Source organism: Mucilaginibacter terrae (assembly GCF_031951985.1).
In the GTDB taxonomy this organism is placed as follows: Bacteria; Bacteroidota; Bacteroidia; order Sphingobacteriales; family Sphingobacteriaceae; genus Mucilaginibacter; species Mucilaginibacter terrae_A.
In genome coordinates, this window is record NZ_JAVLVU010000001.1 from 3,261,734 (window position 1) to 3,286,450 (window position 24,717).

General features: G+C 43.2%; 15 protein-coding genes. 10 read left to right on the forward strand and 5 right to left on the reverse strand.

Annotated elements, in window-relative coordinates; translation table 11 throughout:
• Nucleotides 1-122 precede the first annotated feature (122 nt).
• The 9 genes from QE417_RS13805 to QE417_RS13845 all read left to right on the forward strand — a co-directional run bounded on the left by QE417_RS13805 (nucleotide 123) and on the right by QE417_RS13845 (nucleotide 15,295).
• A complete protein-coding gene (locus tag QE417_RS13805; protein ID WP_311950912.1) occupies nucleotides 123-662 on the forward strand; it encodes an RNA polymerase sigma factor in 540 nt (179 codons plus the stop codon).
• A complete protein-coding gene (locus QE417_RS13810; protein WP_311950914.1) occupies nucleotides 652-1,491 on the forward strand; it encodes a HEAT repeat domain-containing protein in 840 nt (279 codons plus the stop codon). The genes QE417_RS13805 and QE417_RS13810 overlap by 11 nt, the downstream gene beginning before the upstream one ends.
• An 89-nt stretch (nucleotides 1,492-1,580) precedes the next feature.
• Nucleotides 1,581-2,348 (forward strand): DUF4097 family beta strand repeat-containing protein, encoded by a 768-nt coding sequence (locus tag QE417_RS13815; protein WP_311950916.1) that lies wholly within the window; start codon nucleotides 1,581-1,583, stop codon nucleotides 2,346-2,348.
• Nucleotides 2,349-2,373: 25 nt separating this feature from the next.
• Nucleotides 2,374-3,096 carry a hypothetical protein gene (locus tag QE417_RS13820; protein ID WP_311950918.1) on the forward strand — a complete coding sequence of 241 codons (723 nt, stop codon included), beginning with the start codon at nucleotides 2,374-2,376 and terminating at the stop codon, nucleotides 3,094-3,096.
• A gap of 742 nt (nucleotides 3,097-3,838) precedes the next feature.
• Nucleotides 3,839-6,805, forward strand: coding sequence for an MBG domain-containing protein (locus QE417_RS13825; RefSeq protein ID WP_311950920.1), 2,967 nt, complete (start codon nucleotides 3,839-3,841; stop codon nucleotides 6,803-6,805).
• Complete coding sequence (locus QE417_RS13830; RefSeq protein ID WP_311950923.1) at nucleotides 6,777-9,365, forward strand: MBG domain-containing protein; 2,589 nt, start codon at nucleotides 6,777-6,779, stop codon at nucleotides 9,363-9,365. The genes QE417_RS13825 and QE417_RS13830 overlap by 29 nt, the downstream gene beginning before the upstream one ends.
• A 10-nt stretch (nucleotides 9,366-9,375) precedes the next feature.
• Nucleotides 9,376-10,299 carry a PorP/SprF family type IX secretion system membrane protein gene (locus QE417_RS13835; RefSeq protein WP_311950926.1) on the forward strand — a complete coding sequence of 308 codons (924 nt, stop codon included), beginning with the start codon at nucleotides 9,376-9,378 and terminating at the stop codon, nucleotides 10,297-10,299.
• Between the two features lie 177 nt (nucleotides 10,300-10,476).
• Nucleotides 10,477-12,330 carry a glycoside hydrolase family 2 protein gene (locus QE417_RS13840; protein WP_311950928.1) on the forward strand — a complete coding sequence of 618 codons (1,854 nt, stop codon included), beginning with the start codon at nucleotides 10,477-10,479 and terminating at the stop codon, nucleotides 12,328-12,330.
• 238 nt (nucleotides 12,331-12,568) lie between these two features.
• Nucleotides 12,569-15,295 carry a glycoside hydrolase family 2 TIM barrel-domain containing protein gene (locus QE417_RS13845; RefSeq protein ID WP_311950931.1) on the forward strand — a complete coding sequence of 909 codons (2,727 nt, stop codon included), beginning with the start codon at nucleotides 12,569-12,571 and terminating at the stop codon, nucleotides 15,293-15,295.
• Here the strand turns inward: QE417_RS13845 and QE417_RS13850 are convergent.
• The gene (locus QE417_RS13850) at nucleotides 15,292-15,966 is read right to left on the reverse strand and encodes a LytR/AlgR family response regulator transcription factor (RefSeq protein ID WP_311950934.1); all 675 of its coding nucleotides are present in this window, start codon (nucleotides 15,964-15,966) and stop codon (nucleotides 15,292-15,294) included. The genes QE417_RS13845 and QE417_RS13850 overlap by 4 nt on opposite strands.
• The gene (locus QE417_RS13855) at nucleotides 15,963-17,039 is read right to left on the reverse strand and encodes a sensor histidine kinase (RefSeq protein ID WP_311950937.1); all 1,077 of its coding nucleotides are present in this window, start codon (nucleotides 17,037-17,039) and stop codon (nucleotides 15,963-15,965) included. The genes QE417_RS13850 and QE417_RS13855 overlap by 4 nt, the downstream gene beginning before the upstream one ends.
• Before the next feature lie 186 nt (nucleotides 17,040-17,225).
• On the opposite strand from QE417_RS13855, the gene QE417_RS13860 reads away from it, so the two are divergent.
• Nucleotides 17,226-18,323 (forward strand): TlpA disulfide reductase family protein, encoded by a 1,098-nt coding sequence (locus QE417_RS13860; RefSeq protein ID WP_311950939.1) that lies wholly within the window; start codon nucleotides 17,226-17,228, stop codon nucleotides 18,321-18,323.
• 37 nt (nucleotides 18,324-18,360) lie between these two features.
• Here QE417_RS13860 and QE417_RS13865 read toward each other — a convergent pair whose 3' ends face one another.
• The 3 genes from QE417_RS13865 to QE417_RS13875 form a co-directional block, all read right to left on the reverse strand.
• On the reverse strand, nucleotides 18,361-19,428 hold the full coding sequence (locus tag QE417_RS13865) for a glycoside hydrolase family protein (protein ID WP_311950942.1): 1,068 nt from the start codon (nucleotides 19,426-19,428) through the stop codon (nucleotides 18,361-18,363).
• An 84-nt stretch (nucleotides 19,429-19,512) separates the two neighbouring features.
• Nucleotides 19,513-21,039: a RagB/SusD family nutrient uptake outer membrane protein gene (locus tag QE417_RS13870; protein WP_311950945.1), complete on the reverse strand. Its 1,527-nt coding sequence runs from the start codon at nucleotides 21,037-21,039 to the stop codon at nucleotides 19,513-19,515.
• 21 nt (nucleotides 21,040-21,060) lie between these two features.
• Nucleotides 21,061-24,306 carry a SusC/RagA family TonB-linked outer membrane protein gene (locus QE417_RS13875; RefSeq protein ID WP_311950949.1) on the reverse strand — a complete coding sequence of 1,082 codons (3,246 nt, stop codon included), beginning with the start codon at nucleotides 24,304-24,306 and terminating at the stop codon, nucleotides 21,061-21,063.
• Nucleotides 24,307-24,717 lie beyond the last annotated feature (411 nt).

The window sequence follows — 24,717 nt, forward strand, 5'->3', positions numbered from 1 at the left end:
TACATCCGTTTTACTGCTTTTTTCAAAAAAGTATTATCTGCGCATAAAAATCTTGTAACATTCCAACAATACTTACGACATTAAGGTAAGCAACTAAAAATTACCTGACCCGAATACTATTAATGAATACGCCACAAGAGCTTATAACCAGGTGCCAGCAGGGAGACCCCTATGCTTACACCAGGTTGTATGATTTGAATGCAAAATATGTTTATAACGCCATTTGCCGGTATGTAGAGCACACCGGCGAAGCCGAAGATATTATGCAGGAAGCTTTTGTAGATGCTTATCACTCGATTGGCAAACTGGCAAATGCTGATAGTTTTAGGCCATGGATAAAGCGGATTGCGATAAACAAGGCTATTAACTGGCTGCGTAAACGGAAACTGGAATATACCGAGTTAGAAGACGATACTTGGGTTGAGGAAGAAACGCCGGTGAACGAAGATGATTTTGAATACACGATGAACCGCGTAAGTCAGGCTATTGAAGGTTTGCCGTTAGCGTATCGCACCATATTTCAATTGTATGCGGTCGAGAACATTCCGCAGGTTGAAATAGCGCAGATGCTGGGCATGTCAAACAGTACGGTAAGAGTGCAGTATTTCAGGGCTAAGGCCAAGGTTTTAGAGATGTTAAAAGAGGGGCAATATGAAAGGTAGATTAGAAGATTTTATTAACGAACATAGCGAAGAGTTAAACCATCGCACACCAAACCCCGAGGTGCTCAATCGTATTTTGAAGCAAATGGGGCATGAGGCACCTGTGCATAAGGAAGAGCCTAAAAAGGGCATTATTATATCATTCAATGCTATGCGTTGGGCTGCTGCCGCTTGCCTGTTACTGGCTTTAGGTTTTGGTTTATGGAAATTTAGTGCAAACAAGGATGTTGAAGAAGCTACTTCCGCCCGTATTCGGCACAAAATTACGCCTGCCACTCAATTGCCCGATACAACCGTAGCGCAACCAACAGAAGTTGCAGCCAATAAGCAACTGGAGGCACCGACGAACCGCTTTGAAGACATAGATAAAGAAATTGCCTTACGCAAAAATCAGCTGGCTCAAAACGTAAACCGATCAGAAAAAGCATCAGCGTATAAAAAAGTGCTTTTTGATAAGTTGAATGATGAAACATCACCGGCAGTGCGCATCAAGGCGCTATCGCAAACCAATAAACTCAAAAGCATGAGTAACGATGTGGTAGATGCACTGGTTGAAACCATGAACCATGACCCTAATACCAACGTGAGGCTGGCAGCCCTGGATGGTTTGGCTAAGTTTTATAAAGAGGCGTATGTTAAAAAGCAATTAATAAAATCGCTCAAAAAACAAAACGACCCGATGGTGCAAATTGAGCTGATAGGTTTGCTCACCCGCATGAAAGAGTCGGCCATATTAACTGAACTGGAAGGTATGGTTACCGATGAAAACAACATCCCAGCCGTTAGGGAAACCGCTTACACCGGAATGTTCGAGCTGAAGAAATCCTAAATAAAAGATAGCTGTGGTTCCTGAAAAATTAAAAAGTAGAAGTCGACGATACTCATATACAAACAATTAAAATTTATTTAAACTATAACATGAAAAAGAGATTCATCACTATAATTATAGCGCTGATAGCATCAGGAAGCGCATTTGCACAGGAGTATAAATTGGCCAAATCAATTGGTAGGCTGGTTATTAAGCTGCCTGCGGCTACGGTGGAAGGATATGATGGTAAGGAAATTATCTTCACATCAGAAGACAAGCAATATGCCGACGAGCGCGCTGCCGGTTTAAGGCTGCTAAGCGGCACCGGCGTGGTTGATAATACCAACATAGGCATTAACGTTGCCGATAAAGGCGCCACTGTTGAGGTAAATGAGGTAGCCCAAAACATTGGCCGTGTCAAAATAAAAGTACCCTATGGTATGAGCATATCTTACAACTGGCAGAGCATGATGAATTCAAGTAAGGCACATTTTAAAAACATTCAAAAGGAAATTGAAATATCGTGCCGTAACAATGCAGTAGAGCTGGAAAATATTACCGGACCTGTAACTATAAATAGTGTATATGGTTCTGTTACAGCCAAATTTGCAGACAAAATTACCGGCCCTGTTACCATTTCATCTTTATACTCAACGGTTGATGTATCGGTGCCGGCGGCAACCAAAGCCAACCTTAAACTCAATACCAAGCACGGTAACGTATTTGCCTCGTCTGACCTGAAAATAGAATTGAAGAAGCACTCTGATGATGAAATGGTGGAGTATAATGGCAATGTTGCCGGTACCCTTAACGGTGGAGGAGCCGAGCTCAATCTTACTTCAACCTTCGGAAAAGTATACCTGCGTAAAGCAAACTAAGTAGAGAATTCCTAACCACTCCAATATGAAAACTACATTGATTATTGCGCTGGCTATGCTGGCGTGCGGGATATCTTTTGCCCAAACCGTTGTAAACCGCAGCTACCCGGTAAAGGCGGGGCAGCCCATCTTATTAAAGTTTGATTATCCGGTAGTAAAAATCAGTACCTGGGATAAAAACGAGGTGGCGGTTACGGCTAAAGTTAGTATTAACGATGGCGAGAATGATGATGCATTGGTTTTAGAAAGTGAAACTATTGATGGTGTATTGCAGATAAGCAATAAAATAAAAGACATGAAAAACCTGCCTCATCGTTACACGGTATGGGAGGGCGAAAAGAAAACTATTTTTAAAACCGAAGATGACTTTAAGGCTTATAAAAGTAAGGCTGGAAATATTCGTTCGTATAGCAATGGTGTAGATCTGGATATTAAGCTGGAAATTAAAGTGCCGGCAAACTCCCCTACCGAAGTAAAAGCTATTTATGGGTTGGTTTATCTTGCCAACTTTTATGGCCCTGTAAAGGTAGATGCCACCTATGGCGGTATTGATGCCACGCTCGATAAAGCCCGTGCCGGGCAAATTACAGCAACCACCAGCTATGGCCGCATTTATTCTAACCTTGATCTGACGTTAACTGACAAAACTAATCGTGATTTTTTTACGTCTATTACCGCCCAGCCGGGTAAAGGCCCATCATATACCTTAAAATCAACCTACGGCAAAATTTACATGCGCAAACCGTAAGATTATATCATATTACGTTTAACAAAGGGGCTGTTTCATATTCATGAGACAGCCCCTTTTGCTATACAAAATGCGGGATAAACCAGACAAGGCTGGATGCCAATGAGTGGGGCGATTATGATCAGGCTATATAATATAAATACATGTTTAATAGTATAAGTTGTACAAACAGGTGGTTATTAAAATAAATTCTATATTTGCTTTATGAAAAAATAGTTAACTATTAATATAACAATGTGAACGCTTTTTATCAGTAGTTTATATTATAAATTACTGATAATTAAGGTTTAAAGTTATATGTAAACTGTTTGATTGCCATTTATTGTTCTGATGATTTGAGTGAATCAGAACATTGTATATAATGTTCTCTACCTGAAAATGATAAGTGTTGCAACTATTATTAGTTGTAATATTGATTTTTATCATCAAAAACAGCCTTTAATTTCATGTATTGATACCTTTTTAATTTGAAAGGTGTAATTGTGATTTTAAGTTTGCGTGAGGCGAAACTAAAAGAAATATTATTGCGTATTGTTTAATGTTACTTAGTAACAATAATTAGCACCTGTTGCAAATTTTTTGCGGTATTCATTCTTTTTAAAAAAGGAGTTATTGCACAGCACAACCAATATGCCTGATTGAAGCGTGAGCCGAATGCTCATGAATATGTGTTTAGCTTATGGGAAGAACGTATTCAAAAAGAATTTTATGTTTTAGCTGCGTATTATGTATTGCGGCATTTATGTTATGCACAGCCAGCGTATTAAGTGTTAATGCAAACCCGGTTAATGCCACAGCCAAATTGCCGGCAATCGATCAAACCATCACATTTAGTCCAATAAGCGCTAAAACTTATACCGATTTCGATTTTTCGCCAGGAGCAACGGCGAGCTCGGGTCTTACAGTAACTTATATCAGTAGCGATGCCACTGTTGCCCGTGTGATAAATGGCGGTACCACAATACGTATTGTGGGAGCGGGTATTGCGGTAATTACGGCTGAGCAACCCGGCAATGCCGAATATAACCGCGCTACGCGTGTAAGTCAAACCTTAACAGTTAATAAGGCCGATCTCACCATTACGGCCGTTAGCCAAGCCCGTACCTATGGCAGTAATAATGCAACACTTGGTTTAGCATATACCGGTTTACGTAATGGCGAAACTGGCTTAACGCCTGCGCCAAGGGCAACAACATCGGCTAACGCGGCATCGGGCGTAGGTAGTTACCCCATCATATTAAACGGCGGAACGTCCAACAATTATAACATTATCAGGGTAAACGGCACCCTTACTATTACTCCGGCAAACTTAACCATCAGGGCCGATAATAAAACAAAAGCCTACGGAGCGGCCAATCCTACACTAACGGTTACTTATACTGGTTTTCGCAACAATGATACCTTTACCAAATTAACCACAAGGCCTGTTATCACTACAACGGCCGTTCGCAACAGCAACCCGGGTGTTTATCCTATAACGGCAAGCGGGGCCTCATCAAATAATTATAATATCAATTATATTGATGGCGGGCTCACCATTAGCCGGTCTACCTTAACCATAATGGTTGCCGCAAAAACAAAGGTTTACGGCGGAGCGGTCCCTGCTTTAACCTATACTATCACCGGTTTTGCTCCCGGCCAAACCGAAGCATCGCTTACAAGCCCGGTAGTAATATCTACTGCGGTTACCCGCAACTCTCCGGTTGGCAGCTACCCCATAACCGCTTCAGGGGCAACATCTGATAATTATGACATCAGGTACGTGCAAAGCACGTTGAGGGTTACCAAAGCCGCCTTAACAATTACGGCCAATAACGCAACCCGTATTTACGGAAGTGATAATCCTGAGTTTGACATTACTTACAGGGGCTTTGTTTTGGGCGAAACAGCAGAGGATTTAACTACCCAACCAATTGCAACTACTGCCGCAACTGCCTCATCAAGAGCAAATACTTACAGCATCAGGGCAAGCGGCGCCACGTCTGATAATTATAGCTTTACGTATGTAGCGGGTATACTAACGGTTACCAAGGCGCCATTGCGTATTGCCGCTCAGGGTAAAACCCGGGCATATGGTGAAGACAACCCTGAACTTACACTTACTTACACCGGCTTTGTAAATGGTGAAGATGAAGACATATTAACAACCAAACCAACGGTTAGTACAACAGCTAACGTGCGGTCGGCGGTTGGGCGTTATCCTATTACACCAAGAGGAGCTACCGCTACAAACTATACCATTACCTATGGCAACGGAACATTGGTGATTGGTAAAGCCGACCTGACTATTACCGCAAACAACATCACACGTTTATACGGAGCCACCAGTCCGGCGCTTACGGTTAGCTACGATGGCTTTGCTAACGGTGAAACGGTAACAGTGTTAACCAGGCGACCAACTTTAACATCTCCAGGTACATCAACATCGCCGGCAGGAACCTATGCGATCACCCCTTCTGGTGCAACAGCTGTTAACTATAACCTGATATACCAGGACGGTACGCTAACTATTGCCAAACGCAAGTTAACAATTACCGCAGCTGATAAAAGCCGGTCATACGGACAAGCTAACCCGGCTTTAACGGCAACTTATACGGGTTTAGTTAACAATGACAGGGCTACCGTAATATTAAACGGCGAACGCCCTGAATTGAGCACCGATGCTACACCTGCTTCGGCACCTGGAACTTACCCCATTGAAATAAATGGCGGTTTAACAGCCGATAATTATGAAGTTGTGCTGGTTAATGGTACGCTTACCGTGGGCAACGCCACATTAACCATTACGGCCAACAGTATCTCAAAAACGTATGGGCAGGCTAACCCGCGCTTAAGTTATACCATAACAGGCTATGTAAACGGAGATGATAGAAGTGTTTTTACCGATCTGCCAACCACACCGGTAACAAGCGCCACTGCCGAATCGCCGGTGGGTACATATAACATAACTACCGGTGGTGCGGCAGTTAGCAACCCTTACTATGATTTAAAATATGTTACCGGTAAGTTAACCATTGGCAAGGCCTTATTAAGCGTAAGGGCAGCTAACAAAAGCCGGGTTTATGGCCAGCCTAACCCTGAGTTTACTTACACTATTAACGGCTTTGTAAATAATGACACTCGCGAGGATGCCATTACAAAGGAGCCAACAGTGAGTACCACGGCTACCGAAGCATCGCCGGTTGGCAGCAACTATAATATACAAGGACGTGGTGCAACTGCCGATAATTATTCGTTTAGTTACATCACCGGTAAGTTAACCATTACCCCGGCGGCATTAGTAATTAAGGCTAATGATACCACCCGCCGCTACGGTGAGCCTAATCCTGAGTTTACAGCAACTTATACCGGCTTAGCCAGTTTTGATACCCCGGCAAGCTTAAATACGCCTCCCACGTTTGCTACCACAGCCGTGGCCGGTTCAATACCGGGCCAATATCCTATTACGGTAAGTGGGGCATCATCACCTAACTATACCATTACTTATGCTGATGGAATGCTTACCATTGGTCGCCCGTTATTAACGGTAAAAGCTAATAACCAGGCACGTAATTACGGGGTGAATAATCCAGAACTAACCTTAACGTACAGTGGTTTTTTAAACGGTGATAACGAATCGATATTTACCACATTGCCAACTGCTGCTACTACCGCCATGGCAGCAAGCAATGCCGGAACTTATGAATATTACACCCACGGGTGGCACTAACCCTGCCTATGATTTAGCGTATGAAAAGGGCACGTTAACCATTAATAAAGTTGGCTTAACGGTAACTGCTAATGATGCCAGTCGGGCTTATGGAGTTGCCAATCCTGCTTTTGGTATTACTTATAACGGTTTTGTTAACAACGATACCGAAGCCAATCTTACCACACGCCCAATAGTTAATACACCAGCTATCCCAACCTCTGCTTTGGGTACTTATCCGCTAATTGCGTCTGGAGGAGTATCGCCTAACTACAACTTTACTTACGTAAATGGCAAGCTTACCATTACGCCGGGTGCGGCAACGATCAGTTTTGCAGCTATTCCGGCCAAAACCTACGGCAATGCCGATTTTGATGCGGGGGCTACCAATAATGTAAACGAACCGATTATTTACACATCCGATAATGCGGCCGTTGCGGTAATCCTTAATAATAAAGTGCATCTTACAGGTGCAGGTACAGCTACTATTACAGCTTCATTATCGCCAACAAGCAATTACGGTCAAACAGATCCGGTTTCGCAAACGCTTACCGTAAACAAAGCGCCGCTTACCGTTAAGGCTAACAATCAAAATAAAACTTACGGCCAGGCTAACCCCGCGCTTACCATTAATTATTCGGGTTTTGTAAATGGTGAAACTACGGCTGTATTAACATCAGTCGCAACAGCGGTTACATTGGCAACGGTAAACAGCAACGTGGGCAACTATGACATCGTTGCATCCGGAGGTTTGGCTGCCAACTACCAGCTAACTTATGTTAATGGAGCGCTTACTATCGGCAAAGCCCTGTTAACCGTAACCGCACAAAATGCAAGTCGTGCATTCGGCCGGGCAAACCCTGCTTTCAGCGTAACTTATTCAGGCTTGCTTAATGGCGATAGTGAGGCTGTTGTGAGTACACCACCAACGGTAAGCACCACCGCAACAGCAACATCGCCGGTTGGCAATTATGTACTAACTCCGGCAGGCGGCGCATCGGCTAACTACAATTTTGCTTATGTAAACGGCACGCTTACCATAACTCCAGCAGCAGCGGTAATCAGCTTTGCAGCATTGCCAGCTAAAACTTACGGCAACGCCGATTTTGATGCCGGTGCAACCAATACCGTAGGCGAACCAATTATTTACAGCTCGGGCAATACTGCTGTTGCCACTATTGTAAACGGCAAAATTCATATTACGGGCGCAGGTACCGCTAACATAACAGCTACATTTGCAGCAAATGGTAACTACAGCCAAACGCAGCCGGTAACGCAAACTTTAATTGTAAACAAAGCACAGCTTAATGTTAAGGCCGATGATAAAACCAAAGTTTATGGCGCAGCCAACCCCGTACTTACCCTAACGTACAGCGGTTTTGTAAACAACGAAACACAAGCCGTATTAACCTCGCCATCAACTGCAACAACTACGGCAACCGTTAGCAGCTCGGTAGGAAATTACACCATTACCCCATCGGGAGGTGCAGCAAGCAATTATGAGGTTGTATATACCAACGGAACCTTTACTGTTACTAAGGCTGCTTTAACCATAACCGCACAAAATGCCACCCGTGCTTATGGTGCAGAAAATCCGGCATTTGCAGTAACGTATTCGGGGTTTGTTAACGGCGACAATGAGAACTCGCTTAGCGCAAAACCAGCCGTAAATACCATCGCAACAAGCACATCGCTCATTGGTAATTACCCGTTGGTACCATCGGGCGCGGCATCGGCAAATTATAATTTTACCTACGTAAACGGCACATTAACAATTACAGGCGGAGCGGCCACTATAGCTTTTACGCCACTGCCTGCCAAAACATTTGGTGATGCCGATTTTGATGCCGGTGCAACTAACAACGTTGGCGAAACATTGACGTATTCATCAAGCAATCCATCAGTGGCTACTATTATAAACGGCAAAATTCATATTACCGGTGCAGGTACTACAATCATAACAGCAGCCTTCCCGGCTGGCAGTGGATACAGCTTAACGCAGCCGCAAACACAATTGTTAGCGGTTAACAAAGCATCGCAGGTAATTACCTTTGCACCTATCCCACTTCTATCGCGCGGCGATGCGTATTCGCTGCAAAACGTAACGGCCAGTTCGGGCTTGCCGGTTACCTTTACCGTGGGCGATGGTACGCTTGCATCTATACAAGGCCAAACCCTTACCGCTAAGCAAATAGGTAGTACCACTATAACGGCCACACAAGGCGGAAGCAATAACTATCTGCCTGCAACAGCGGTTATAAACCCGCTTGAGATCAGGAATATCGAAGGTAAGATTGAAGTTGAGGTACACCGTGCGGTATCGCCAAATGGAGACGGCATAAACGATGTTTTCTTTATAGAAGGCATTACCAAATTTCCGGGCAACAAAGTGCTGGTTTATAACCGCAATGGGGTAAAAATATTTGAAATAAATGGTTACGATAATACCACCAAGGCGTTTAATGGCCGCTCGAACATTAACGGACAATTACAACAGCCCGGCACTTACTTTTATGTAATTGAGTTTGTTGCAGGCGATAAGGGAAGACGTGCAAGCGGAGCTTTTGTGTTAAAATATTAAGCAGTGTAAAATGATTGATCTATTAAAATATATAAAACTCTTTGTTGTCGCACTGCTCATCATTGGTAGTTTACAGGCAAAGGCGCAGCAGTTTTTTAGCTACAGCCAGTACATGAATAACCTTACGCCGCTTAACTCGGCTTATTCACTGCTCGATAAAAATGCTTCGCTCAGCGCACTGCTCCGTCGCCAGTGGGTTGGGGTTGAAGGCTCGCCGTCTACCTTTATATTTAATGGCAATTTGCCTATCGAATCTATAAACGGCGCCGCCGGTTTAATGGTGCTTAACGACCAGTTTTTTGTGGAACACCTTACCGAGATAAACGGCTTTTTTGCTAAAGGCATTCAACTGGGTCAAAAGCAGTTCCTGGGCGTATCGCTGAATTTAGGCATTCGCAGATATGTAGCCAACTACTCTTCATTAGATCCTAACGACCCGGTTTTTCGTAACGATGTACGCGAGAACAAACCCAACGTGGGTTTTGGTGTGATGATCTATTCGCCCGATCAGTATTACTTCGGCGTATCGGTACCTGAATTGAGCATCCGCGACTTAGGTAATGCCTCTGTACAAACGGCCGACTTTTTCCGCAACCATTACAATTTTGCAGGAGCTTACCTGTTTGGTAAAGAAGATGACGACGTGCGGGTCAAACCCGCATTCTTAGCTACCTACACCAAGGGCGTTCCGTTTGTGGCCGATATGTCTATGTCAGTTTACGTAAAAAACACCGTTGGTTTAGGCTTGAATTACCGAACCAATAATGAGATGGCGGGCATTTTTTCTATCAATTCTGATTTACTTAAACTGGGTTATAGTTACCAATTTGGTTCATCATCAAACAATGTGGGCGGCAGGTTGGGCAATGCCACGCATGAAGTAACGCTTACTTATCGCTTTGGAAGTGATTTGTTAAGGCGAAGCGTTCTGTAATTATGTTTAGATTTATGGAGGCTTAGGCACTCTTAAGCCATCCTAAAAGATTTCGGTTTACCATATTTTAACCAATACCAAACAAGATTTACTTAAACATCCTTTTTTAGCACATCAGCATTTAAACTTAGCTCAAAACGGTTACATTTGAAGTACACCCAACCAATAGTTACCTTTATGAGAATTATATGCCTTGCCCTGCTTGCATTATTGTACAACGGACTTGCATCTGCCCAAACCAACCTTATTACCGATATCCAGTCGCGTAAAACCACCAGCCTCAACGGAACGTGGCAACACATTGTAGACCCGTATGAAACCGGCTTTTACGATTACCGGTATAAGGAACTAAGAGAAAACCACGGCGATGCCTATTGGAATACCGATGTGCCAAAAGATAAATCAGAGAAAAAAGAGCACGGGTATAATGATAAATACACTTTGCAAGTCCCAGGTGACTGGAATCATCAAAAGCCTGAGTTCGTATTTTACGAGGGGACCATCTGGTACAAAAAATCATTTGACTACTCGCCAACTAAGGCGGGCAGCCGTTACTTTATCTACTTCGGCGCAGTAAATTACAGGGCCGATGTTTACCTCAATGGCAAAAAGCTGGGTATGCACAAAGGAGGGTTTACTCCTTTTAATTTCGAGATACCGACATCGTTACTCAAAGAAAAAAGCAACTTTTTGGTAGTTAAGGTAGATAATAAGCGCTATGCCGATGAAGTGCCTACGCTTAATACCGACTGGTGGAACTATGGCGGCATAACCCGCGACGTTAAACTGGTTGAATTGCCGCAAAGCTTTATTCAGGACTTTGTGTTACAATTGAAAAAGCCAATTGCAGGTAAAGCCCCAGCGGCTATGCCTGATGCGGAAGGTTATGTAAAGCTTAGTGGCTTTAAACCGGGAGAAACCATTACTGTTGAAATACCCGAACTTAAATTTAAAAAGCAAATACCTGCAACGGGCGAGCTTACGGAGCTGAGCTTTAAATTACCCAAGTTGCAACTGTGGGACACCGATAAACCCAAGCTGTACACTGTTAAAGTTAAAACAGCTACCGACGCCATAGAAGACAAAATAGGTTTCCGCACCATTGAGGCATTTGGAAAAAAGGTGTTGCTTAACGGCAAGCCGCTGTTTATGCGAGGCATTTGTATTCATGGCGAAATACCGCAGGATGTACGCCGTGCTTTTGGACCAGCTGATGCTAAGCAGTTATTGGGACAGGCACAGGAATTGGGTTGTAATATGGTACGACTGGCCCATTATCCGCATGATGAAGCCATGACCCGCATGGCCGACTCGCTCGGCATACTGGTATGGTCGGAAATACCGGTATACTGGACCATAAATTTTGGTAGTAAAGAGGTGTTGGGTAAAGCCAAGGCACAACTGGATGAAATGATTACCCGCGACCATAACCGCGCCAGCATTATCATTTGGTCGGTTGGTAACGAAACACCAGTTAGTCCAACCCGTACCGATTTTATGCACAGCCTTATTACCGAAGCCCGCCGTTTAGACAATACCCGCATGGTTTCGGCTGCATTGGAAGTAAACTATAATTCGGGCAAGAGCATGAATATGATCGATGATCCGCTGGGCGAGTTTGTGGATTTGGTAGCCTTCAACGAGTATTTGGGCTGGTATGGCGGCCTGCCAAATGAGTGCCGCAAAACCAACTGGGGCACGCCTTACAACAAACCCCTGTTCATCAGCGAAACGGGTGCAGAGGCTAAAACTGGTTTCCATGCCGATTCGCTTACCCGCTTTAGCGAGGAGTACCAAAACTGGTATTACGTAGAGCAACTGGATATGATGAAACGCATGCCCGGTAACTACGTGGGCATATCGCCCTGGATACTGGCTGATTTCCGTTCGCCCAAACGTAATAACCCCGTTTACCAGGAGGGTTGGAACCGCAAGGGCATGTATGATGACAAAGGCAACAAAAAGAAGGCTTTTTACACCCTGCAAGCCTATTACAACGAAATGAAAAAGAAATACAGCAGCAAAAAATAAAAATTATTGCTGCGTTTTAAACGTATTAACCAATGGCCACTTTAAATACTTAAAGTGGCTGTTTTTATTGATATGGCATTATAAAGGTTGTAATACACGGTTGTGCATTAACCGTATTGAATATCACATAAATAATTATAAATCAATTATTTGCGGGTATTTAGCCTTGCTGGTTTGCTGGTTTATTTGATATTTTTGGCCAAAACCAATTATTCAAGTTACCATCTAACCATTAATTATGCGGGTTATTTACACCATTCCGTTAAAAAGCATTAAACAGCTCACAATTTATACTTGCCTGCTTTTATTTGGTATCAACTCCTTTGCCCAGGTAAAAAACCAAACCTCAGGCCGTCAACTTACCCGGTTAAACGACTTATGGCTTTTCAGCAAAGATCCTAAGGCAACAGCATCATACCAAAGCACAGGCAGCTTAAACTGGGAAAAAGTAACGCTCCCACACACCTGGAATGATAAAGATGTGATGGACGATGAACCGGGCTACTACCGTGGTGTAGGTTGGTATAAAAGAAAGTTTGTTACTAACGGTTCTCTCCAGGGCAAAGATGTTTTCTTATGCTTCGATGGGGCTAATCAGGAAACAGAGGTGTATGTAAACGGCAAGCAAGCGTCAAAGCATATTGGCGGCTACACCCGCTTTAATGTAGATATTGGCAAACTTTTAAAATTCGGGGCCGACTCGGTAAACGAGATATTAGTAAAAGTTAACAATCGCAATAACGATGATATTGCCCCCCTAAGTGCCGATTTTACCTTTTTTGGAGGCATTTACCGTAATGTAAATTTATTGGTAACCAATCCGGTTCATTTTGCCGAGAACGATAATGGATCAGACGGAGTATACATAACCACGCCGGTTGTATCTGCACAAGCAGCACAGGTTAAGGTAAAAAGCATGCTGCAAAATTCATCGGCATCGGCTCAAAAGCTGCAGGTAAATACGGTGATTTACGATGCTGATAGTAAACGGGTATCCACCCAGCAAACATTGGTTCAGTTATCAGCCGGGCAGAAAAAGGCGTTGGTGCAGGATTTAAAACCTGTTACTAACCCCAATTTGTGGTCGCCCGAGAGCCCTTACCTGTACCGCGTAGTAACCAGCATTGTAATCACCAAAACTAAGCAGGTGGTTGACGAGGTTAGCAATCCGCTGGGTTTGCGCTGGTTTAAATTTGATGCCGAAAAAGGCTTCTTTTTGAATGACAAGCCGCTCAAAATTATAGGTGCCAGTCGTCACCAGGATTACGAAGGTATGGGTAATGCCGTACCGGCCGATTTGCAGGTGCACGATATGGAATTGCTTAAGCAAATGGGTGGCAATTTCGTGAGAATAGCCCATTACCCGCAAGACCCGGTTATACTACAAACCTGCGACAGGCTGGGTATACTTGCCTCGGTAGAAATACCTGTGGTTAACGCCATTACCGAAACCGAAGCCTTTACCCAAAACTGCAAAAACATGCAGTTGGAAATGATCAAGCAAAACTTCAATCACCCAAGCATTATCATATGGGGCTACATGAACGAGGTTTTATTAAGGCCGAAGTTTGGTAACGACAAACCCCGCCAGGAAATATATTACGGTCACATTCGCGATTTGGCCCAGATGTTAGACAGCCTTACCCGAAAGGAAGACCCATCGCGCTACACCATGATAGCTAATCACGGCGATTTTGACCGCTACAATAGGGTTGGCTTAACTAAAATACCCATGATCGTAGGTTGGAACCTTTACCAGGGCTGGTACAGTGGTAACCTGAGTGGTTTCGGTACATACCTCGACAGGCACCATACCGAACTGAAAGATAAGCCTGTACTCATAACCGAGTACGGTGCCGATGCCGATCCGCGCATTCGTACGCTTGAGCCGGTTAGGTTTGATAAGAGCATTGAGTACGCCATTAAATACCACCAGGTTTATTTAAATGATATGCTTAAACGCCCGTTTGTAAGTGGAGGTATGGCCTGGAACCTGGCCGATTTCAATTCGGAAACGCGCGAAGAAACCATGCCGCATATTAACAATAAAGGCCTGCTCACCATCGACCGTAAACCTAAAGACACATATTATTTGTACCAGGCCTATTTACTCAAAAAGCCGTTCACCAAAATAGCGTCTTCGGGTTGGACTATCCGCACCGGCGTGGCCGATTCGGTAAGTGGGGCCAGCATGCAGCCCTTGCAGGTGGCAACCAATGCCCGATCGGTAGAATTATTTGTAAACGGCAAAAGCCTCGGTACAAAAGCTCCAACTGATCATATTTGCAACTTCCAGGTACCTTTTGTAAACGGAGAAAACCGTATAAGGGCAGTTGATGCCGCGGGTAGGCAAAGCGATGAAGTAACCATCATGTTTAACCTGTTGCCTGCTAAAACCAACAGCATGCAGCCCGTAAACCAACTCAATATACTGGTTGGTGGCAATCGCTATTATATAGATGAACAGTTAAAACAACTCTGGATTCCGGATCAGGCTTACAAAAAGGGCGAATGGGGTTATATTGGCGGGCAACCGTTTAAAGGCAACAACAACCGCATATCATACGGCAGCGATAAAAACATTTACGGCACCTTTAACGACCCTATATACCAAACCCAGCACGTAGATATTAAGCAATACAAGCTGGACGTGCCCGATGGCGATTATGAGCTGACGCTCTTGTTTTCGGAACTGGTGGGCGGCGAAACCAAAGAAGCATTGGTTTATAACCTGGATAATAACCACAGCAAAGAACAAAGTGCCGAAGAACGCATATTTAATGTAGATGTTAACGGTGTACCATTCCTCAAAAACTTTAACATAGCTGCCGAATATGGCTACACTACGCCGGTAAATAAAACCATCAGGGTTTCGGTATTAAATGGAAAGGGTTTTACGGTTGATTTTACGCCGGTAAAAGGTAAGCCGGTGCTTAACGCACTGCAGCTGCGCAGAATAGATTAATCGATAAGGCCGAGGTTGTGCCTGTAATTTTCGCCAACAGGAATAATCTCGGCACCTATTTTGATGATGCTTTTATCGATCACATTAACGCAGGCTTTATTTACCATATAAGAGCGATGCACGCGCAAAAATGTAGGAGAGGGTAGTAGTTCGTTCAGGTACTTCATGGTCATGTGGGTTAAGTAATTGCCACGGTTGGTGCAAAGCTGTATGTAATCTTTTACCGATTGTGCATACAGCAAATCATTATGCACAACTTTAACTAACTGCCCCGATACCTTGAAATAAGTATAATCCTTTAGCTCTACTGCTTCGGGTTGATGCACTTTCAAAAGCTTGTTTATCGCCTTTTCAAAGCGCTCAAAAGTGATAGGTTTAAGCAGGTAATCTATGGCATCTAATTCAAAACCTGTAACGGCATGCTCGGCAAAAGCGGTAGTAAATATTACCGCAGGCGGGTTTTTGAGCGAGCGGATAAAATCTAAACCGTTAATGCCCGGCATTTTTACATCCAAAAACATCAAGTCTACAGCCTGGTTATGCAGTACCTCAAAAGCCTCGAGTGCATTGCTGCATTTTTTAATGAGTTTCAGTTGAGGTATGCGGGCGGTATAATTTTCAAGCACTTCCTGCGCCAGCGGCTCATCGTCAACAATTATACATTTGATCATGCGGTTTGCAGGGTTAGGGTTGCCTGGTAATGGTCAATTTCGTCTTTTATATCAAGTTGATACTTGTTTGGATATAAAATATCAAGTCGTTTAAGCACGTTTTGTAAACCAATGCCTGCAGATGAAGCTTGTTTACCAGCGGGTTTGCTATTTTGCACATTGAGCATCAGTTCATCTTCGGTTTGGCATATAATAATATCTACGTAACCGGTTACTGTCTCTTCTTCGAGACCATGCTTAAACGCGTTTTCTATAAACGGCAGCAGCAGCAAAGGCGCAACCTGGTAACCGGGCTGTATGCCCTGTACATCAAACGCGATTTTAATATTATTTTTATGCCGTATCCGTTCCACCTCAATATAGTTCGATAAAAAGGTAATTTCCCGGCTAATGGGTACCTGCTTTTGATCGGCCTCGTATAAAATGTATCGCATCATTTCGCCCAGTTTAGCTACCATAGGCGCGGTATCGGCCGATTGCTTTAGCGCCAGCGAGTAGATGTTATTAATAGTATTGAAAAAGAAATGCGGGTGAATTTGTGCTTTGAGATAGTTGAGTTCGGTAAGTAATTGCTGCTCTTTCATCTCCTTCATTTGCTTTTCTTGCATGAGAGAGCGAATTAGAAATGCCAGCCCGGTAAGTGGAAAAATAGCCGCAATAAACTGGTAGTTAAATGAGAATGGAATACTGGCATTATTTAACTCCACTAAAGCACGCTTTCGGTAATATGCTTCTATAAAAGGAGAATGTATAATGCACCAGTTCATGGGGTACTTTATAAGTAAACCATTAAAAACAACATAACCTGCCGAGCATAAAATGATGCCCCAAACATGGCGCTTAAATACATAACGTTTTAAAAAGCCCCAATAGTAAACCGAGCACGATAAAACACCGAAAGGCTCGGTAACCAACCTGTAACCCTGCCCTTTAATGAACTTTGAAAAATCCTTTTCCTCATTAATGTTATACTCCAGATCACTAATGATAGTAACGCCAATGGTGAGGAAAAGCATGAAGCCGATCTCGAACCATAGATACTTGTTAGTGTTAAATTTGCTTGGAGTTGCCACAAGGCCAAATTACTTATAAACCATTTAAGAAAATGGAACCCGATGAGCCTTTTCGACAAAAGCACGAGTTTTTTAGATGAAACCGTTAAATATATCTTACGTCGAAATTACCCATGTACCCGTCTAAATCTTCAAAAACACGGTTTTTAGCTACCTATATTTGAGCAAATCAAATAACCCCAAACAATGAAATACATACTAAGCCTTATCACAATAGTAATATTAAGCGCTGCAAAATTTTATGCGCCAATGCCCGGTTATAAAATCACCGGTACCGTCACTGGTCTTCCCAATAATACCTGGTTATACCTGCGTACCGCTAAACCCGATATTAACATCGACTCGTGTAAGGTGCTAAACGGTAAGTTTACCATGAGCGGTAAGATTGCCGAAAAAGCCACTCCGGTTTACCTACACACAGCTCAATACACTAATTATGTAAGTTTTTGGCTTGAGAACGCCAGCATCAACATAAAACTCAAAGCTGGAGAATTTAAAAAAGCTGCCATAACTGGTTCGGCAACCGAAGATGAAGACCGTTTGGCAGATAAATTAAAAGCACCCATTACCCATAAGATAGATAGCCTTGCAAAAGCGGCAAAACTTATAAAAGATAAAGCCGCCCGGAAAGATATATATGCGCAGATAGAAGTTTTAGAACAACAAGAAAAACAAGCAGATCGTGATTATGTACGCAATCATCCTAATTCATTGGTTTCGGCCAATATTTTGAATATCTATGCATCAACATGGGGTAAAGACACCACCGTGGCGCTATATAATAACATGACTGCCGCCATTAAAGCAACCAGCTATGGCAGAGATATAAAAGAATTTATTACCCTCAACAAAGATGTTAAAGTAAGTGGCCAATATGTTGATTTTGAACAGACCAACACTTCGGGTAAAACCATCAAGCTATCAGAACTTAAAGGCAAATATATACTGCTCGACTTTTGGGCATCATGGTGCGGCCCTTGCCGCGAAGAAAATGTGAACTTGGTTAAAACCTATGCAAAATTTAAAGATAAGGGTTTTGAAGTATTAGGCGTATCGGCCGATGAAAGTAAAAAGGACTGGCTGAAAGCCGTGGATAGCGACAAACTGGTGTGGGAAAACGTTTGCGACTTGCGTGGCGATAAAAACAAAGCCGCATTAACCTATGGTATAAATGCCTATCCAACTAACTTTCTTATTAACGAAAAAGGCACCATCATTGCCAAAAACCTGCGCGGCAAAGCGCTGGATGATAAACTAACCGAGTTGCTTGGCGGGAGTATGTAGTTTTTCTTAAAGCCCTCTCCGTCTCAGGCGGAAGGGTTTATACTATCTTAAACACAAACGACGACGATGTCATATACTTACCACCCTGCGATGCTGTAAACAGATAAGTGGGCTTGCCATTTTGAAACAATAACTGCGGCCGCTCAAAACGGCCGTACTTTTTAAGGTATGATGGCGGTGGTGGCTGTACAATTTTGTAATGGTTGGCATCATAATAGGCTACCTGCGGCTCGTTCCATTTTTTGCCGTTTTTTGATTCCATGAGCAGTCCGTACTCATGGTTAAAGATGCCCATATCACGGGCCAGCATTTTAAAACGCCCCTTATCTAACCAAACAAAGGCATCTTCGAGCTGGGCATTATTGGGGCGTAATGAAAAATCAACTACCGGGTTGCCTTCAAATTTCACGTAAGGACCCTCCAACTTATCGGCAATGGCTAAGCCGTATTTGCGGTTGCCTTTAACCACCGGGTCTTTTGAGTTTTCATATTCGGCTGTATTCCATGATTTATAAAATAGCCAGTATTGCCCGTTAGGATGTTTAATAAATGCCGGGTTGGTAGTGCAATGGTCGTCCCAGGCACCAGTAGGGCCGGCCTCAAGCAATGGCGCATCGGGGCGCGTCCATGGGCCTTCGGGCGTTGGAGCGGTGGCCAGGCCAATGCGTTTGGTATTGGTTTTACCATTAGAGTTACCCATATAAAACAGGCAGTACTTACCATTAACAAACTTTATAGATGGGTTATGACAAGTGGTGGCATCCCAAAAGCCCGGCCCGCGCGGGGCAAGTATCACATCGGTAAACTTAAATTCAGCTTCGGGGCTATCAGCCACTGCATGGCAAATTTCCGATCCGTTTATCCAGCCCCCCATTTTCTTTTTATCCGTCCAACGCGAAAAGTACATGTGTATGCGGCCATCAGGTCCTTCGATGGGGCTGTTGCACCAAACGTAGTAGCCCTCCATCTCCAGGCGGCGGCCAACAGGTTTAAGGTGTTTGGCAAAGTCCGATTCCTTTCCATCAACGGCAAAGGCAAATTCAGGTAACAATGCCAAGGCCGACGAAGCCAGTCCAATATTCTGTATAAAATCGCGTCGTTTCATGTGTTATAAATGGTGCTGCAATGTAAACAACAAAGCCACCCGTTATTTAAAACGAATGGCTTTGTTACAAAAGTATTCAAGCTATTAATAGCCGGGGTTTTGAGTATAAAGACCCGGTGTGGTATTTTGCTCGCGTTGAGGCACCGGATAAATAATGTAGTTAGCAATAGCAGGGTTCATCCTTTTCTGCGAGGCGTCTTCCTTGGTAATCCATGCATTCATAATGGTTAACAAGTTGCCGCTGCGTTGCAAATCAAACCAGCGCGAACCTTCATCAGCAAACTCTTTGCGGCGTTCTTCAAACAACTGATCAATGGTGACATTGCTGGCTGTACCTGTACCTGCACGGGTTCTAATCTGGGTTATTATACCGTCTACATCGGTTTGCGAGCCTGGTGCTCCACGTAAAATACATTCGGCTTTCATCATCAAAATATCGGTATAGCGTATGGCTATAAAGTTAATTGCCCAGTCAAACCGGCTGGTTGTTGGTATTTTAGTTATATCAATATACTTTTTAAAGAACGGGCGCGATTCGGTATTGCCCGAAAATGTGTAACCGGCGGTGTTAATGCTGAATGCTTTACGCACGTCGGCTGCTGCATAGCTGTTAACCAAATCGTTTGATACCGGAATAATCTCTAAACTACCGTTGGCTACACTGTTAGCGCCGAGTGACGAGAAGTAGGTATTGGGAGCCAATACCCATGGGAACGATGCACCATACAAATCATTTGAGCCGCTAATGCCGCCGGTATACATTACGCTAAATACCGCTTCTTTATTTACCGTAGGGCTTTGGTTGGTGTAAGAGAATATGTTAGCATAGTTGGTGTTAAATACAAAACCACCATTGGTAATAATGTCATTTAACAAAGGCAAAGCAAGGTTCCATTCGTTTGTCGCTAAGCCAGGTCCTTCAATACCGTAGGTGGCGCCCGAACGGGCCATATATACCTGTGCAAGCACGGCTTCTGCTGCCCATTTGGTGGCACGGCCAACATCGGTACCGGTGTATGATGGCGGTAAGTTGGTTATGGCAAACTGTAAGTCGGCAATTATAAACTTATAAACATCCGCTACCGGGCTGCGGCCTATAGTTGTAGCTTCGCTCGCCGAAACTACACGATCAATGATAGGCAGCTTACCAAAGTATTTGATTAAATCAAAGTAATAAAAGGCACGTAAAAAGCGGGCTTCGGCTGTTAAGCGAGTAGCTAAAGTTGCCGAACCTATAACGCTGCCATTTTTGGCAACCTGGTCTAATAATGTGTTAGCTTTAAAAACACCATTAAAGTCGGTGGTCCAGGCCTCATCAATGTAAGTATTTGCTGCTATACCCTGTGAAAAGTTGTTTATCGGGTCCCAATCGCGTACGGTTACTGATGTGCCATAAATATTATCAGACCTGATTTCGGACAGGTTAAGCAACCTGTTTGGGTAATTATGTAATGACGAATAAATGGCATTGGTGGCCTGCACAAAATCAAGCGGCGATTTATAAAACGTTTCGGTAGTTGCCGAAGAAATTGGCACCTGGTCTAATTCCTTTTTGCATGAGGTTGCAAAAACGAGAGATGCTATAGTTGATAGAAAAAATATCTTTTTCATGATTGACAAATTAATGGGTGATTAAAAGGCGAAGTTAAATCCGAAAATTAATGACTTAGCTAATGGCAAGCCACCATAATCGCCCGATTGCGGATAAGCGCTGTTTGAGCTTATTGCAGTATTTGATGCTTCAGGATTTAAGCCTCCGTAGTATTTATCATGACCAAAATAATTTTCGGCAGATACATAAATGCGTGCACCTTGTAAGGTTTTTGAGGCTTTAAACAAATCTTTCAGGTTATAGCCCAAGGTAATGTTTCTAACCCTGATATAATCTGATGAGTATAACCAATCAGTATTAGCAATAAAACCAAAAGTTGAGTATGCTTTACTTACACGACCATCACCTTGGTCTTGCGGAGATCTCCAACGGTTAACATAAAATGCCGGGGCATTATCGGTAAAACCTTGACCTGTACGGGTGAGTGCACGGCCTAATAATGAGTAAATTGAACCACCGGTTTGGCCTTGTACCAAAATACTTAAATCGAACCCTTTATAACGGAAGGTGTTGGTAATGCCGTAAGTGTAATTAGGGTTTGGATGACCAACAATTTGCTTGTCAGCTTCGGTAATTAACCCATCACCATTTAAATCCTGATATTTTGGATCGCCCACAGACTCGTTGTTGTACATAGCCACTTTGTTGTTGATATCTTCCTGTGTTAAGAAACCAATTTGCTTAACTACATAAATGCTGTTGATAGGTGAACCTACACGCAGAATGTTGTCGCTAACATCAAAAGAGTTAGGAATGATGATTTGCTGTTGGTTACCAAATAACGACAGAATCTTGTTGGAATTATGGCTGATATTAAGGCTGGTATTCCACTGAAAATTGTGAACTAAGTTGCGGGAGGTAATCTCTAACTCCTGGCCAATGTTACGTACTGAACCAGCATTGCTCAGGTATTGTGTAAAACCAGTAACTGCCGGAATAGGTACCTGTAATAGTAATTGCGTGTTTTTCTTGTTGTAATAATCGAATGAACCGGTTATACGGTTTTTGAACAAGCCAAAATCAAAACCAATATCATAGGTTTGAGATTTTTCCCATTGCAAATCGGGGTTGGCTACAACGTTAGGAGCTTGGCCGTTTGCCAATGCAGGCGTAGCGCCTAATACATAACCTGCCAAAGCAATAGTTGAAATGCTACCGTAGTTCGGAATATTGTTGCTACCGTTTACACCATAACTAACACGAAGCTTTAAATCGCTAACGGCTGGTGCCGATTTCATGAAGTTTTCTTCGGTTACTCTCCAGGCAAGTGATGCAGAGGGGAATACGCCGTACTTGGTGTTGATACCAAAACGTGATGAACCGTCTTCACGTAAACTGGCCGATAATAAATATTTGTCTTTATAAGAGTATTGCACACGGCTGAAGTACGACACCAACACATTTTGCTGGCTGCTGGTACTACCCGATGAGTTTGCAGGGTTGGTAATAGTTTGTATAGTAGCGCTGGTAAGACCACCAACTGATGCCGCCGCAGACTGATCTAAACGGTCGAGGTTGTATGATTGACCTAACAACACGTTTAAGCTGTGTACCTTATTAAAGGTTTTGCTATAGTTAATGGTATTCTCGTTTACAAAAGTTAACCTTTTGTAGCTGCTGTACGAAGCCGATGAGTTAGCATACAGGTTATTATTGGTAGCAGGATTATAAGTACGGCCTGCTATGTTACCGGTAACTGTGTAAGGGGTATAACCTCTTGAGTTGTTATCAGTGTTATCCAGGTTTAATGAACTCCGGATAGAAAGGTCTTTCATTATCTGATACTCGGCATATACCGAAGTAAGCGTACGGAACCTCTTAGTTTCGCCTACAATGTTTTCCAGTTTGGCTAACGGGCTGTTTGTGGTAACACTCCAGCTATATTGAGCATTGTTAAAAGCATTTGGGTAGAAACCTGATGTGCTTTCCTGAATCGGGGTCATGCTCAACGCCTGGTGAAATATGGCATCTTTACCTTCTACACCAGGGTCTTTAGTAATAGAGTAGGTTGGTGCAATGTTAATACCTGCTTTTAATTTTTTTGAAGCGTTTACTTCTACATTAGCGCGGGCCGAGTAGGCTTTGTATCCTAAACCTTTAACAAAACCATTTTGATCTGCGTAGTTGCTCGATACAAAGTATTTTACGTTATCGGTACCGCCACTGGCCGAAAGCTGGTGGTTTTGTACAAAGCCTTTGCGTTCAATTACATCTTGCCAGTCAATTGAGTTTAAACCCGGATGACCTGCCTGAGCCCAACGGGGATCAACCATGTAACCGGTGCTGAACTGGCCTGGTTGTAAATTACTACCAGCTAAATTAGCATTGATAATGGCACGGCGTTGCTCATATGTATCATTTGCGGTAGCGCCATTGGCACCAAAACGCAATACATAAGCCGAATTGATCATCTCTGTTGCGCGGTCAATCCATTGATCGCCGTTAAGCATTTCCAGTTTTTTTGCAGCTGCGTTAAAACCTGCATAAGCGTTGTAGCTAATTTGAGCCTTACCAGTTTTGCCACGTTTGGTGGTAATTAATACAACACCGTTTGATGCACGCGAACCGTAAATAGCAGCGGCCGCAGCATCTTTTAATACCTCAATGTTTTCAATATCGTTAGGGTTAATATTATCTAACGGGTTACCGGTACTAAAACTGCCGTTTGTACCCGGTGCCGATACTGATAGGGGGAAACCATCAATTACATACAATGGCTCGTTGCCAGCGCTTATAGAACCGCTGCCACGTACCTGTACGCTAAACGCTTTGCCCGGTACACCAGTAGTTTGCTTAACCGTTACACCGGCTAATTGACCCACCAGAGCCTGGTCAACACGTGCAATGGGGCGCTCTTCCAGTTTATCGGCCTTCATGCTGGCTACGGCGCCGCTCACATTACTGCGCTTTTGGGTGCCATAGCCAATAACTACCACATCGGTAAGTTGCTGGTTGCTTTTGGCAAATTTTACGTTAATAACAGGGCTGTCGCCAACGGCAACTTCCTGATCGGTGTAACCTAATGATTTAAAAACAAGCACATCGCCTTTGCTGGCTTTAATGCTAAACTTGCCATTAACATTGGTTGATGTTCCGCCGGGTTTGTTTTTAATGCTTACAGCGGTGCCGGGCACGGTTTCGCCTGTCTCGTCGGTAACTGTACCGGTAACAGTGGTCTCCTGGGCAAGGGCCACATTGATACTTAGTGTTAAAAGCATCAGCATCAGCAATCTATTGCCCTTCAAATTAAATAAATATTTAAACATACGGATGGAATTTATACGCTGCAGGGGAATCAGCGTTGATTAATTGGTTCGGGTCAATATTAGATAATTGCCTGTACAGGGGTATCCTGCACCATCCTGCGAAAAGTATTTTTACTATTGCGCTAATAGATTTCTAATTTCTTTGCGCAATTAATAAGTAACGCTATGTGGGCGTTTTAAAAAATAAAACCTTTATGCAAATAATTTGCAAATCTCATAAAATAGTATAGATAATTGTCGTTTTTACAATTTTAATAGCTTAGTGTTGTGGATTTAAAAAGTTAACAGCACATATATAATTTGGCTCATCGGCTTTTTAGGGAAATTATTGTGTGCATAATGAAATTTATTTTATAAATAATTTGCAACATCATAATTCTTTATATATTTGCCACTGTATATGAAAGCAAA

Coding starts and splice junctions, on each gene's coding strand:
- QE417_RS13805 (WP_311950912.1), top strand. CDS start 123: ATGAATACGCCACAAGAGCTTATAACCAGGTGCCAGCAGGGAGACCCC.
- QE417_RS13810 (WP_311950914.1), top strand. CDS start 652: ATGAAAGGTAGATTAGAAGATTTTATTAACGAACATAGCGAAGAGTTA.
- QE417_RS13815 (WP_311950916.1), top strand. CDS start 1,581: ATGAAAAAGAGATTCATCACTATAATTATAGCGCTGATAGCATCAGGA.
- QE417_RS13820 (WP_311950918.1), top strand. CDS start 2,374: ATGAAAACTACATTGATTATTGCGCTGGCTATGCTGGCGTGCGGGATA.
- QE417_RS13825 (WP_311950920.1), top strand. CDS start 3,839: ATGTTATGCACAGCCAGCGTATTAAGTGTTAATGCAAACCCGGTTAAT.
- QE417_RS13830 (WP_311950923.1), top strand. CDS start 6,777: ATGAATATTACACCCACGGGTGGCACTAACCCTGCCTATGATTTAGCG.
- QE417_RS13835 (WP_311950926.1), top strand. CDS start 9,376: ATGATTGATCTATTAAAATATATAAAACTCTTTGTTGTCGCACTGCTC.
- QE417_RS13840 (WP_311950928.1), top strand. CDS start 10,477: ATGAGAATTATATGCCTTGCCCTGCTTGCATTATTGTACAACGGACTT.
- QE417_RS13845 (WP_311950931.1), top strand. CDS start 12,569: ATGCGGGTTATTTACACCATTCCGTTAAAAAGCATTAAACAGCTCACA.
- QE417_RS13850 (WP_311950934.1), bottom strand. CDS start 15,966: ATGATCAAATGTATAATTGTTGACGATGAGCCGCTGGCGCAGGAAGTG.
- QE417_RS13860 (WP_311950939.1), top strand. CDS start 17,226: ATGAAATACATACTAAGCCTTATCACAATAGTAATATTAAGCGCTGCA.
- QE417_RS13865 (WP_311950942.1), bottom strand. CDS start 19,428: ATGAAACGACGCGATTTTATACAGAATATTGGACTGGCTTCGTCGGCC.
- QE417_RS13870 (WP_311950945.1), bottom strand. CDS start 21,039: ATGAAAAAGATATTTTTTCTATCAACTATAGCATCTCTCGTTTTTGCA.
- QE417_RS13875 (WP_311950949.1), bottom strand. CDS start 24,306: ATGTTTAAATATTTATTTAATTTGAAGGGCAATAGATTGCTGATGCTG.